Genomic DNA, 11,944 nt, shown 5'->3' with positions numbered 1-11,944 from the left:
CGCTAAACGGCGCTGAGCCGACGCCGGTCGAGCCATATCAGCAGGGCACTGGCATACAGCGACACGGCCAGAAACAACGCCATGCGCACCGCAAACGCCCGGTAGACGTCCTGGCCGGCTGCACTGTCCTGCACTGACTGCCCCAGCAGGATAAGCAGCGTGGTCAGGCAACTCACCCAGTACGCCGGGCTGTGCCGCGTGCTTACCACGCGGTAGAGCCTGCGCCCCTGCCACAGCGTGAACAGCAGCACCCACAGGAAAAACATCCACACGTGCACGAACACGCTCAATGCCGCCCACATGAGCATCGCCAACACCCCCGCCAGCACCGTCGAGCCTATCAGCTCACGGCTGGCATGCCGGGCCCGGGTCTCGCCAGCCTGCTGCCCAAGGCTCACCGCCTTCATGATGAGCGGCATGAACGCGTCGGGCGCGATCAGCGCCAGCAGGAACGCCGGCATGACGATCAGCGTGGCACGCAAGGCTATCCAGCCGACATCGGCGCGATCGGGCAATGGCGGCGCAGGTTGCGCAGGCGCATCCGCAGGTTCTGGAACCAGCACATGGGCCAACGCCGTCCCCAGCACCGCCAGCAGCATGCCCTTGGCCATCGCCTCGACCACCATGAGCGCCAGGGTGAAATCGCTGGTACCGGCAGCGGCGATCATGGTCAGGCCAACCACCAACAGGTTGGCCAGCAGGCCGTTGCCACCCTTGAGCGCATAGCGCAACACCAGAAATACCCCCACACCGACCAGCAACACGCCACTCACCGGCGCATGGCGCAACAGGGGTATCAGCAAAAGGCCGCTGCCACAGCTGAGCAACACCAGTATCGCCAACACCGGTGCGGCCTTGATCGGCAACGGCTCGCTGCGCATGGCCAACAACAGCACTGCGAACACCGGCGCAAGTATGGGCACCGGCAGGCCCAGGCCAAAACTCGCCACCAGGCATAGCGCCACGCCCAAGGCCAGGCGCAGCGCGCGCAGGCGTCGCAGCTCAATAGGCATAGGACAGCCAGCTCATCAGCCACATGAACACACGCCCCAGAAGGTTCAAAGGGTTACCTTCGCCGGGCAGGGCCATGACTTCGGCCTGACCGCCCACACGCAGCCCGGACCTGTCTGCAAGTTGGTCTCGGTCGAGCTCGACGATCACCGGGAAGCGCTGCGCCGAGCGTAGCCATTCGCGGCTGTTCTGTACGGTCGGCAAGGAACCCGGCGGCGTACCCTGCCCCACACTCACGCCATAGCCGATGCTGCGGATATGCCCTTGCAATACCCTACCGGGGATGGCGTCCAGCACCACCAGCACCGGTGTACCAGGGCGCAGACGCCCGAGGTTGTTCTCGGTCATGTCGGCGCTTATCCACACGTCGTGGATGGCGATCAGGGTCATCATCGCACTGCCGGCGGGAACATAGTGGCCCACGTCAGTGCGCAGGTCAGTGATCAGCCCATTGGCATCGGCGCGCACCACGGTGCGGGCCAGGTCCAGGCGGGCCTTTTCGACATTGGCCGCCGCACTGCGCAGTTGCGCGTTGTCCGCCTCCACCCCGCCTTGCTGCTCCCGCGCCCGTTCGACTTCCGCACGGGCTGCCGCCACTTGGCTGATGGCCTGGTCGCGGGTCGCCTGCGCCCCTTCAAGGCGACGGACAGACACTGTACCTGGGTCTTCTTCGATCAGCCGTTTGAGCCGCTCGGCATCCTGGCGGGCCTTGCGCTCGTTGGCCTGGGCCGCCACCAAGGCGGCCTTGGCCGAGTCGATGCCGGCGGTATTGGCGCCGATCTGCCGGCGTACCGTATCCAGATCTGCCTGAGCGCGGGTCAAGGCAATGCGGTACTGCTCCTGATCCAGCTCGAACAGCACATCACCCTGGCGCACTTGCTGGTTGTTGCCCACCGCCACGCGCTTGACCTGCCCGGCAACTTCAGCGGCCACGGGCACCACATAGGCTTGCAGACGAGCCTGCTGGGTGTAAGGCGTGAACCGGTCGGCAAGCAGGTACCAGACCAGGCTCACGATGATCAGCACCAACACCCAGTGCATGGCGCGGTCAGGGGGCGTGTCCACGGCGTCACTCATCAGGGCTCACCTTGTTCAGGGTCGGCGGGGGCCGGCTCGTCCAGCAGGTCACCCCAATCGGTACGGTTTTCCATCTGCTGGCGGGTGGCCGGGTCAACGGGCTTGCGCTGGTTGTCCCAACCACCGCCCAGCGCTTTGTACAGCGTCACCAGGCTGCTCACTGCGTTGCCCCGGCTGACCAGGTAGCCGTCCTGCTGCTGCAACAGCAGTTGCTGGGCATCGAGCACGCGCTGGAAATCGGCAAAACCTTCCTGGTACTGGGCGCTGGCCAGGCTCAGCGAGCGCTGGGCGGCCTGCGAGGCCTCCTGGCGAATGCTGGCGCTCTGCAGCGAACGCACCAGGCCACTGGCGGCGTCATCGGCCTCACGCGCAGCTTCACGCACCCCTTGCTGGTACAGCTCGATCAACTGCTGCAGGCGCGCATCCTCGACACGCACGGCATTCTTGCGGCGGCCGTAGTCGAAGGGGCTCCATAGCAGGCTTGGCCCGGCAGCCAGGTCGAAGGTGTTGGGCAGTTGATTGGCCGATACGAAAGTCCAGCCGATGCTGCCCAGCAGGCTCAGCTGTGGATAAAGATCCGCGGTGGCCACCCCGACGAGTGCCGACTGCGCCGCCACGGCTTGCTCGGCGGCACGAATGTCGGGGCGCCGCTGCAGCAGGCTGGCGGGCACGTCCTGCAACACAGCCCGGTCCGGCAGTGGTAACTGGCCGTACCGCGCAGCCAGCTGCGGCAACGGCCCGGGCGGCCTGCCGAGCAATGCGCAGAGCACATTGCGCAAGGCATTGAGCTGGTTTTCGAACTCGGGGATCGTGGCCTGAGTTGCCAGGTACTGGGTACGCGCCTGCTGCCAGTCGAGCTCGTCGTTCTCGCCGTGGCGGAACAGCCGCTCGGTAATTTCCAGGCTACGCGCCTGGCGCCTGGCGTTCTCCGTTGCGATCTGCAGCCGCGCCTCGGCGGTGCGCAGGGCAAAGTAGGTGTCGGCCACCTGCGCACGCATCAGCAGCATGGCGTCGGCGTAATTGGCCTGGGACGCGAAATAAGCGGCATCGGCGCTTTCGATGGCGCGGCTGAAACGCCCCCAGAAATCGATCTCCCACCCGATATCGAAACCCACGCTGGACTGCCAGAACACCGAATCGCGGGCGCTGTCGGTGCCGGACTGGTCCTGTTTGAGGTACAGGCTCTGCCCACGCAGTTGCTGCAACTGTGGATAACGCCCGGTCTGGACGATGGCCAACTGCGCCCTGGCCTCGGCGACGCGCAGGCCGGCCAGGCGCAGGCTGGTGTTATTGGCGTCGGCCTCGGCGATCAGTGCGTCCAAGGCCGGGTCGGCAAACACTGCCCACCACTGGCGCAGCTCCGGCTGCTCAGCCCTGCGCTGGGCCTGCTCGAGCAATGGCGTGCTCCAGCTGTCCAGCCATGGGTGCCGGGGCGTCTCATAGTCCGGGCCGACCTGGGTGCAACCGGTCAGCACCATCAGCAGGCTCAACCCACAGCAGCGCCTGGGCATGGCAGGCCTTGGCTCAGGCTGCCGGCGGCGCGGGTTGCTCCGGCACCTGCAAGGCCACCCATTGCCAGAACAGCACGTAGGTCACAGCGAGGATCACCGGGCCGAGGAACAGCCCGATGATGCCCTTGACCACCATGCCGCCCAGCGCACCGATCAACACCACCGGCATCGGCACATCCACCCCGCGGCCCAGCAACAAAGGTTTGAGCACGTTGTCGGCAAGCCCGGCGACGAAGGTGTAGACAGCGAACACGATAGTGACCACGGTGAAGCCCTCGACGTTGAGTACGTAGATGATCACCGGCAACGTGATCAACGTCGCCGGGGCCTGGGCGATGCCCAGCATGAGGATGAGAATGGCCAGCATGCCGGCACCTGGGACGCCTTTGATCACGAAGCCCACACCGATCAGCAGCATCTGGATGAAGGCGATGCCGATCACCCCTTGCGCCACTGCACGAATGGTCGCGGTGCACAACGTGGCAAGCGGCTTGCCCCGCTCTTGGCCAGAAATCCGCATGGCGATGCGCTGTGCTGCGATTTCGCCACGATCACCAAAAGCCATGATCACGCCGGAAATGATGATCGCGCCGACGAACAGCAGGAAGGCCCCGCCGGCACTGGCCGCCGCACCCAATGCCGTACGCCCGGCGCTCTTGAGCTGGGGCATCCATTGCGCAATCACATCGGCCAGGTTCTCGGAGGCTGACAGCCACAGCGCATGGACTTTCGGCCCGATCAGTGGCCAGTTGGCCACAGAGTCGGGCGGCACCGGCACGCTCCAGCTGTCGCTTCTGATCAGCGACACCAGGTGGTCCACCGATTCACCGATGGACATCACCACCAGGTAGATCGGTACAAGCAACACCACCAGCACCAGCAGCACCACCAGTGTCGCCGCATAGCCGTCCTTGAAACCTGAACCACGCTTGATGCGTTGGTACAGCGGATACAACGTCACCGCCAGGATCACCGACCACAGCATCAACTCCAGAAATGGCTGGAAAACCTGAAAGGCAAAAAGCACCAGGGCAGCCACCAGGCCTGCCTTGATGAGCACATCGAGCAGGCCCCGTGACCGGGCGCTGTCCAGTTTGATACTCGGCTGCATGACTCATCTCCTCGTGCTCAGTGCGCCAGGGGGGCGCGATTCAGTGGTCCGTTCTGGGTGCAGGGTGCGAGGTATCGCGCTCAGGCAGCTGTCGCGCCAGGGCCATCATCACCAGCGGCACCACCGCCATCGAGAGGGTGATCGCGAGCACCAGCAGGTCGTGCACCTGTCGAGTCAGAACGTGATGTTCGAGCGCCATTTTGAATACGACGAACGCAAACTCGCCGCCCGATGCCAGCACCACCCCCAGGCAAAGCGCCTGCGGGTGAGTGAGCCCACCCGCCAGCCGGCCCAACCCCCAGAGAAGCGGCAATTTGATGCCCACCAACAACAGCGTCAGCCCCAGCACGGCCAGGGGCATGCCGATCAGCAGACGCAAATCGGCGCTCATTCCCACCCCGACGAAAAACAACCCCAGCAACAGGCCCTTGAGCGGCTCGATCTGGGCTTCCAGTTCGTGGCGAAACGGTGACTCGGCCATCAGCACACCAGCAAGAAAGGCGCCCAGGGCCATGGATATGCCCACGTGCTCCATCACCCAAGCCGTGCCCAGCACCACCAGCAAGGCTGTGGCGGTCGACAGCTCCGGCAGGCCCGACCCGACTGTCCATTTGAACACCGGCGTCATCAGGTAGCGGCCGCTGACGATCACCAGGCCAATGCCAAGTGACACCGCCAGTAGCGGCCAGGCGCGCTCATCGGCAGTGCTGACATCACCGCCAAGCAACGGCACCACGGCAATCAGCGGTATGGCGGCGATGTCCTGAAACAGCAGGATGGCCACGGCCAGGCGGCCGTGCGGTTTGCCCAGGTCCTTGCGTTCGGCCAGGACCTGCAGGCCGAACGCGGTGGACGACAGGGCAAGGCCCAGCCCCAGAACGATCGACGCCGGTTTCGACTGGCCGAACACAGCGTACGCCAGCAAGCCAAGCACCAAGGCAGTCAGCCCGACCTGCAGCGCCCCGACACCGAACAGCGCCCGACGCATGGTCCACAAGCGCTGTGGTGATAGCTCCAGGCCAATCACGAACAGCAACATGACCACACCGATCTCTGAAATCCGTGCCACGTTGCCTGGGTTATCAAGCAGCCCCAATACCGAAGGGCCAATCAGGATGCCGGCCAGAAGATAGCCAGGCACCGCCCCCATCTTCAGACGCTGCGCCAGTGGCACCAGAAGCACCACGGCCAGCAGGAAGACCACTGTCGCCTGCAGCAGGCTGCCGTCATGTGGCATAGGTTCGTACCCTTGCGACCATGCGCAGTGAGGGAATCAGAAACGCTCTTCGACCACTTTGAAGGGATAGGCTACCGCTTTGTACTTGCCGATCTTGCCGCGTTTGGGCAGCTTCACCACCTTGTCGCCAGTGACGTCCTTGTAGGGAATGCGCGAAAGCAGATGGCTGATGATGTTCAGGCGAGCACGGCGTTTGTCGTCGGAATGGGCCAGGAACCACGGCGCCCACGATGAATCGGAAGCAGCGAACATTTCATCGCGGGCGAGTGTGTATTCGTCCCAGCGGGTGTAGGACTTAAGGTCCATGGGAGAGAGTTTCCACACCTTGCGGCCGTCATTGATGCGGTCCTGCAGGCGGCGGGTCTGTTCCTGGGCACTGACTTCGAGCCAGTACTTGATGAGGATGATCCCCGACTCGACCATCAGTTTCTCCAGCAAAGGCACCACCGCGAGGAACTTGCCGGCCTGCTCGTCGGTGCAAAAGCCCATCACCCGCTCAACGCCGGCGCGGTTGTACCAGCTGCGATCGAAGATCACCACCTCCCCCGCTGCCGGCAGGTGGTTGAGGTAACGCTGGGCATACATCTGGGACTTTTCCCGTTCAGTCGGCGCCGGTAGCGCCACCACGCGGAATACCCGTGGGCTGACCCGCTCGGTGATGGCCTTGATGGTACCGCCCTTGCCGGCACCATCACGGCCCTCGAACACGATGCACACCTTCAGGCCCTTGGCCACGACCCATTCCTGCAGCTTCACCAATTCCACATGCAGGGTTTTCAGCTGTTTGTCATAGGCCTTGCCGCCCAGCTTCTCGACAGGCGCCTGCAAGTCTTTCTTCCTGGACGGCTTGGCCATGACACGCTCCTTGGGGCGAATGAACAGTGAGTATGGTCGATCCCTGCCGTTTTACTTGGCCAACTTGCTGTAACTGGTCATCAGGTTGCGGTAATCGGGAATATGGTTGGAGAACAATGTGCCCAGGCCTTCAACATCATTGCGCCAATCACGGTGCAGCTCGCAGGCCACGCCGAACCAGGTCATCAGTTGCGCCCCGGCTGCCTCCATCCGCCGCCAAGCCGAATCACGGGTCAGCTCATTGAAGGTGCCGGAGGCATCGGTGACCACGAACACCTCGAAGCCCTCCTCCAGCGCCGACAACGCCGGGAAGGCCACACAGACTTCCGTGACCACCCCGGCGATCAGCAACTGCTTCTTGCCGGTGGCCTTCACCGCCTTGACGAAATCTTCGTTGTCCCAGGCGTTGATGTTGCCCGGCCGGGCGATGTAGGGGGCGTCGGGGAATTGCTCCTTGAGTTCGGGCACCAGCGGCCCGTTGGGGCCCGTTTCGAAACTGGTGGTGAGGATGGTGGGCAGCTTGAAGTACTCGGCCAGGTCGGCAAGCGCCAACACGTTGTTCTTGAAACGGTCGGGGTCGATATCCCGGACCAGCGACAACAGGCCGGTCTGGTGATCGACCAGCAGAACCGCGGCGTTGTTCTTGTCCAGACGCTTGTATTGGAAGGCCATGACCGATCTCCTTGCTAACGTTGGGGTGGGAGTTTCAGCGTAGGCAAGGATGGGGGGTGAGTAAGACCGCCAGTCGGATCCAAGGCGGCGGTGCAGAACCGATGACAGCGCGGTCCCAGCCTGCGTGCAAAGATCTTGATTTATGCTCAAATTGTGCAAATATTGTGCTTGTGAGAAGCGAAACCCCTCAGGAGGTCAATCATGGCCAGCAATGCAGTATTGGAACTTCAACCCACAAGTTTCGAGGGGCTGATGGAAGCGCTTCGGGAAGTCAATCGGGTCATGTTCTCCCCTGAGCGGTTCCTGAAGGTGTTCTCGATGGACCAGCAGACATTCGCAACCCGCGCCCATGTCCATCGCAACACCGTGCGCAACGCCCCCGAGTCGGAGAAGATCCAGGCGTACATACGTGATGCCGTGCGGGTCTTGCGTGCTGTAACTGACATGGGCACGGACATGACCAAGGCCATTTTCTGGTTCAAGAACGAACCGCTGTCGACATTCGACTACAGAACGCCAGAAGAGGTTGTCAGCGACGGCCGAACTGAACAGTTGATCGCCTTCCTGCAGTCGTGGGAAGCCGGTTCTCAAGGATGAAAATCATCGCGTTGAAGAACCTGCCCTGCTACCGGCTGCACACACCGAAATGGGCAATAACACCCACATCCGGCACCGGCGCGGCTACCCAAGGTGGCCGCGCCAATCGCAAAGGGCTTGAGGCGCTTTACCTGTCCCTGTAGCCGGCCACTGCCGTGGCCGAGTTCCAGCAGGGTAGCCCGTTTTTACCGCCGGGATTGCTGGTGAGTTACTCATCGTTAATGACCCCAGAGGCGACTTGCCTCGCGACCAATCTTCCTGGAGTGATTCCTGAGTCAGGCTAAGCGCCTGGTTCATCGCACTTCACTTCACAAATTCCTGAACTAATTATTTCCCCCCAGCGATTTGTTCACCCGCCAACCCCCACCAGAATCGCTTCACCACAATCACAATAACCGTGAGGCCACTCCCGTGGACCAGACACTTCAGGTACGCCAGGCCGCCGCCGACCTTGTAGCCGCCTTCGCCAGCAACGACACCGCCCGCTACTTCGCCTGCTTCAGCGAAGACGCCACCTTTCTTTTCCACACCCTGGCGCAACCGCTGCTGTCGCGCGGCGCCTACGAAGACCTCTGGGCCCAATGGCAGGCCGAGGGTTTTGCCGTGCTCGGCTGCGTTTCGAGCAATGCGCAGGTGAGCCTGCAAGGTGATGTGGCGATCTTCATGCACGATGTTGCCACGCACATCCGCATCGCCGGCGAGCAGCACCAACTGGCCGAGCGCGAAACCATCGTGTTCCGCCGCCACGGCGAACGCTGGCTGGCCTGCCATGAGCACCTGTCGGTCGTCACCGTCGCCTGATTCACCTTTACGCGGCCCTGCCGCCCTGCCATCGCACCCACAAGAGGGCCCGCGCACCGCGCCGGCCTACAACAACCGCGCTGGAGCATCACCATGAGCCACTCGACCGGTATCGAGACCAATGGCGTCGAACAGATCCCTGACGATCAACGCGACGCCTCCCCGCTGGACCTGTTCCGCCTGATCTTCGGCGGTGCCAACACCTTTGCCACCGCCGTGCTGGGCAGCTTCCCGGTACTGTTCGGGCTGTCGTTCCAGGCCGGGGTCTGGGCGATCCTGCTCGGCGTCGGCGTGGGTGCGCTGATCCTTGCGCCCATGGGCTTGTTCGGCGCGCTCAACGGCACCAACAACGCGGTGTCGTCGGGCGCGCACTTCGGCGTGCATGGGCGCATCGTCGGCTCGTTCCTGTCGCTGCTCACCGCCGTGGCGTTCTTCTCGCTGTCGGTATGGAGTTCCGGCGATGCCCTGGTCGGCGGCGCCAAGCGCCTGGCCGGGCTGCCCGAAACCGACCTGACCCTGGGCCTGGCCTACGGCCTGTTCGCCATCCTGGTGCTGGTGGTGTGCATCTTCGGCTTCCGCTTCATGCTGTGGGTCAACAAGGTTGCCGTGTGGGCCTCGAGCCTGCTGTTCCTGCTGGGCATCTTCGCCTTTGCCGGCCCGTTCGATGCGGGCTACGCCGGGAGCGTCAACCTTGGCCAGGTCGGATTCTGGGCAGCCTTCGTCGGCGCGGCGATTCTGGCCATGAGCAACCCGGTATCGTTTGGCGCCTTCCTCGGCGACTGGTCGCGCTATATCCCGCGGCAAACGCCCAAGGCGCGCATCATGCTGGCGGTGATCGCCGCCCAGGCCGCCACGCTGATCCCGTTCCTGTTCGGCCTGTGCACCGCCACCCTGGTGGCCACCCACGCCGCGGACTACATCGCCGCCAACAATTACGTAGGTGGCCTGTTGGCGATTTCGCCTAGCTGGTTCTTCCTGCCGGTGTGCCTGATCGCGGTGATCGGTGGCATGTCCACCGGCACCACTGCGCTCTACGGCACCGGGCTGGACATGTCGAGCGTGTTCCCGCGGCTGCTCAGCCGCGCAGGCGCCACCGTGCTGATCGGGGTAATGGCTATTGCCTTCATCTTCATCGGCCGCTTCACCTTCAACCTGGTGCAGAGCGTTTCGACCTTCGCCGTGCTGATCATTACCTGCACCAGCCCGTGGATGGTGATCATGATTCTCGGCTTGATCACCCGCCGCGGCTTCTACCACGCCGACGACCTGCAAGTGTTCACCCGCGGCCAGCGCGGCGGTCACTACTGGTTCCTGCATGGCTGGAACTGGCGCGGCATGGGCGCGTGGGTCCCCAGCGCGGTGGTAGGCATGAGCTTCGTCAACCTGCCTGGGCAGTTCGTCGGCCCGCTGGGCGACCTGGCTGGCGGCATCGACGTGAGCCTGCCGGTAACCCTGGGCATGGCTGGTGTGCTGTACCTGCTGCTGCTCAACCTGTTCCCTGAACCTGCTGGCGTGTATGGCCCCAACGGCCCGCGCTGGGTGCGTTGCAAAAGCACCGCGCACACGCCGGTGCTGAAACCTGCCGAAATGGCCTGACTGGATAACGACCATGACCACTTCCCACTACATCGCTGGCCGCTGGGTCGAAGGCCAGGGCAGCGACTGCATCAGCGTCAATGACCCTGCATTGGGCCAACCTTTTGCCGAACTGATGGCCGCCAGCGTTGCCCAGGTCGACCAGGCCGTGGCGGCGGCGCGCAACGCCCTGCCCACCTGGAAGCAGGTCAGCGCCAACGAGCGTGCGGCGTACCTGCGCGGTTTTGCCGAGCAGCTCGGGCAACGCCGTGAAGCACTGATCAGCCTGCAAATGCGCAACAACGGCAAGCCTCGCCATGAGGCCGAAATCGACCTGGACGATGCCATAGCCACCTTCGCTTATTACGCCGACCTGGCCGAGCAACTGCCGGAAAGGAATCGCGAAGTGGCGTTGGCCGCACCGGGTTTTACCGCCCGCACCCGGCTGGAGCCGGTGGGTGTGGTCGGCCTGATCGTGCCGTGGAACTTCCCGTTGGTGACCAGCGCCTGGAAGCTCGCCCCGGCCTTGGCGGCAGGCTGCACCGTGGTGCTCAAGCCCTCGGAAGTCACCCCGCTGATCGAGCAGGCCTACGGCCAGATCGCCGATACCCTGGGCCTGCCTGCGGGCGTGCTGAACATTGTCAACGGCAAAGCCGAGACCGGCGCGGCACTGAGCAGCCACAGCGGCCTGGACAAGCTGTCGTTCACCGGCAGCAACAGCGTCGGCAGCCAGGTGATGCGCAGCGCATCGGCACAGTGCCGGCCCGTGACCCTGGAGTTGGGCGGCAAATCGGCGATCGTGGTGTTCGATGATTGCGATGTGGACCAGGCAGTGGAGTGGATCGTCGCCGGTATCACCTGGAACGCCGGGCAAATGTGCTCGGCCACCTCGCGCTTGCTGGTGCACGATGGCATTGCCGATGCGCTGCTGCCACGCCTGCAACAGGCACTGGAAACGCTGCGCGTCGGTAACCCACTGACTGAAGAAGTGGACATGGGCCCGCTGACCAGCCAGGCGCAATGGTTGAAGGTTGCCAGCTACTTTGCCACCGCCCGTGAAGAGGGCCTGCAGTGCCTGGCCGGTGGCAAGGCGCTGGACCGCGACGGCTGGTTTGTCAGCCCGACGCTGTATACCGACGTCCCCGTGGACAGCCGCCTGTGGAATGAAGAAATCTTCGGGCCGGTGCTGTGCGCGCGTCGATTCTCGACCGAAGCACAGGCAATTACCGAGGCCAACGACAGCCGTTTCGGCCTTGTCGCCACCGTTTGCTCAGCGGACCTGGAGCGCGCCGAGCGGGTGGCCGATGCGCTGGAAGTCGGGCATGTGTGGATCAACTCGGTACAAGCGGTGTTCGTCGAAACGTCCTGGGGCGGCACCAAGGGTAGCGGGATCGGGCGGGAGCTCGGGCCTTGGGGGTTGTCGGGCTACCTGTCGGTCAAGCATGTGACGCGGTGCCTGGGCTGATTGCCCCAGGGGCCGCCAGGCGGCCCAATCGC

The 11,944-nt window shown here is 63.8% G+C and carries 12 protein-coding genes; 5 read left to right on the top strand and 7 right to left on the bottom strand.

Going from position 1 to position 11,944, the window contains the following annotated elements:
* Nucleotides 1-2: 2 nt before the first annotated feature.
* The 7 genes from NGJ21_RS17820 to ycaC are packed head-to-tail and all read right to left on the bottom strand — an operon-like array spanning nt 3 to nt 7,474.
* The gene (locus NGJ21_RS17820; protein ID WP_251962457.1) at nt 3-1,013 is read right to left on the bottom strand and encodes a DUF2955 domain-containing protein; all 1,011 of its coding nucleotides are present in this window, start codon (nt 1,011-1,013) and stop codon (nt 3-5) included.
* Nucleotides 1,003-2,088 carry an HlyD family secretion protein gene (locus NGJ21_RS17815; protein WP_251962456.1) on the bottom strand — a complete coding sequence of 362 codons (1,086 nt, stop codon included), beginning with the start codon at nt 2,086-2,088 and terminating at the stop codon, nt 1,003-1,005. The genes NGJ21_RS17820 and NGJ21_RS17815 overlap by 11 nt, the downstream gene beginning before the upstream one ends.
* A complete protein-coding gene (locus NGJ21_RS17810) occupies nt 2,088-3,599 on the bottom strand; it encodes an efflux transporter outer membrane subunit (protein ID WP_251962455.1) in 1,512 nt (503 codons plus the stop codon). Before NGJ21_RS17810 ends, NGJ21_RS17815 begins: the two co-directional genes overlap by 1 nt.
* Before the next feature lie 13 nt (nt 3,600-3,612).
* Nucleotides 3,613-4,710: an AI-2E family transporter gene (locus tag NGJ21_RS17805; protein ID WP_115273855.1), complete on the bottom strand. Its 1,098-nt coding sequence runs from the start codon at nt 4,708-4,710 to the stop codon at nt 3,613-3,615.
* A gap of 40 nt (nt 4,711-4,750) precedes the next feature.
* Nucleotides 4,751-5,947, bottom strand: a complete 1,197-nt coding sequence (locus NGJ21_RS17800) for a monovalent cation:proton antiporter-2 (CPA2) family protein (RefSeq protein ID WP_046784573.1) — start codon at nt 5,945-5,947, stop codon at nt 4,751-4,753.
* A 36-nt stretch (nt 5,948-5,983) separates the two neighbouring features.
* Nucleotides 5,984-6,802: a polyphosphate kinase 2 gene (ppk2, locus tag NGJ21_RS17795; protein WP_115273854.1), complete on the bottom strand. Its 819-nt coding sequence runs from the start codon at nt 6,800-6,802 to the stop codon at nt 5,984-5,986.
* A gap of 51 nt (nt 6,803-6,853) precedes the next feature.
* Nucleotides 6,854-7,474, bottom strand: coding sequence for an isochorismate family cysteine hydrolase YcaC (ycaC, locus tag NGJ21_RS17790; protein ID WP_046784574.1), 621 nt, complete (start codon nt 7,472-7,474; stop codon nt 6,854-6,856).
* A gap of 201 nt (nt 7,475-7,675) precedes the next feature.
* Between ycaC and NGJ21_RS17785 the strand changes: the two genes are divergently transcribed.
* The 5 genes from NGJ21_RS17785 to NGJ21_RS17765 all read left to right on the top strand — a co-directional run bounded on the left by NGJ21_RS17785 (nt 7,676) and on the right by NGJ21_RS17765 (nt 11,912).
* A complete protein-coding gene (locus tag NGJ21_RS17785; protein ID WP_046784575.1) occupies nt 7,676-8,071 on the top strand; it encodes a hypothetical protein in 396 nt (131 codons plus the stop codon).
* On the top strand, nt 8,068-8,214 hold the full coding sequence (locus tag NGJ21_RS17780) for an RES domain-containing protein (RefSeq protein ID WP_231386162.1): 147 nt from the start codon (nt 8,068-8,070) through the stop codon (nt 8,212-8,214). Before NGJ21_RS17785 ends, NGJ21_RS17780 begins: the two co-directional genes overlap by 4 nt.
* Nucleotides 8,215-8,482: 268 nt before the next feature.
* Nucleotides 8,483-8,872: a YybH family protein gene (locus tag NGJ21_RS17775; protein ID WP_039601730.1), complete on the top strand. Its 390-nt coding sequence runs from the start codon at nt 8,483-8,485 to the stop codon at nt 8,870-8,872.
* A 93-nt stretch (nt 8,873-8,965) separates the two neighbouring features.
* Nucleotides 8,966-10,468, top strand: a complete 1,503-nt coding sequence (locus tag NGJ21_RS17770) for a purine-cytosine permease family protein (protein WP_115273852.1) — start codon at nt 8,966-8,968, stop codon at nt 10,466-10,468.
* A gap of 13 nt (nt 10,469-10,481) precedes the next feature.
* The gene (locus NGJ21_RS17765; RefSeq protein WP_115273851.1) at nt 10,482-11,912 is read left to right on the top strand and encodes an aldehyde dehydrogenase family protein; all 1,431 of its coding nucleotides are present in this window, start codon (nt 10,482-10,484) and stop codon (nt 11,910-11,912) included.
* Nucleotides 11,913-11,944 lie beyond the last annotated feature (32 nt).

The organism is Pseudomonas sp. Marseille-Q5299 (assembly GCF_943737035.1).
Lineage (GTDB): Bacteria > Pseudomonadota > Gammaproteobacteria > Pseudomonadales > Pseudomonadaceae > Aquipseudomonas > Aquipseudomonas putida_E.
This window is presented reverse-complemented; position numbering and strand designations above follow the sequence as displayed.

Bases quoted from the DNA above. Each gene is read 5' to 3' on its own strand.
- NGJ21_RS17820 (WP_251962457.1), bottom strand. From the start codon at position 1,013: ATGCCTATTGAGCTGCGACGCCTGCGCGCGCTGCGCCTGGCCTTGGGC.
- NGJ21_RS17815 (WP_251962456.1), bottom strand. From the start codon at position 2,088: ATGAGTGACGCCGTGGACACGCCCCCTGACCGCGCCATGCACTGGGTG.
- NGJ21_RS17810 (WP_251962455.1), bottom strand. From the start codon at position 3,599: ATGCCCAGGCGCTGCTGTGGGTTGAGCCTGCTGATGGTGCTGACCGGT.
- NGJ21_RS17805 (WP_115273855.1), bottom strand. From the start codon at position 4,710: ATGCAGCCGAGTATCAAACTGGACAGCGCCCGGTCACGGGGCCTGCTC.
- NGJ21_RS17800 (WP_046784573.1), bottom strand. From the start codon at position 5,947: ATGCCACATGACGGCAGCCTGCTGCAGGCGACAGTGGTCTTCCTGCTG.
- ppk2 (WP_115273854.1), bottom strand. From the start codon at position 6,802: ATGGCCAAGCCGTCCAGGAAGAAAGACTTGCAGGCGCCTGTCGAGAAG.
- ycaC (WP_046784574.1), bottom strand. From the start codon at position 7,474: ATGGCCTTCCAATACAAGCGTCTGGACAAGAACAACGCCGCGGTTCTG.
- NGJ21_RS17785 (WP_046784575.1), top strand. From the start codon at position 7,676: ATGGCCAGCAATGCAGTATTGGAACTTCAACCCACAAGTTTCGAGGGG.
- NGJ21_RS17780 (WP_231386162.1), top strand. From the start codon at position 8,068: ATGAAAATCATCGCGTTGAAGAACCTGCCCTGCTACCGGCTGCACACA.
- NGJ21_RS17770 (WP_115273852.1), top strand. From the start codon at position 8,966: ATGAGCCACTCGACCGGTATCGAGACCAATGGCGTCGAACAGATCCCT.
- NGJ21_RS17765 (WP_115273851.1), top strand. From the start codon at position 10,482: ATGACCACTTCCCACTACATCGCTGGCCGCTGGGTCGAAGGCCAGGGC.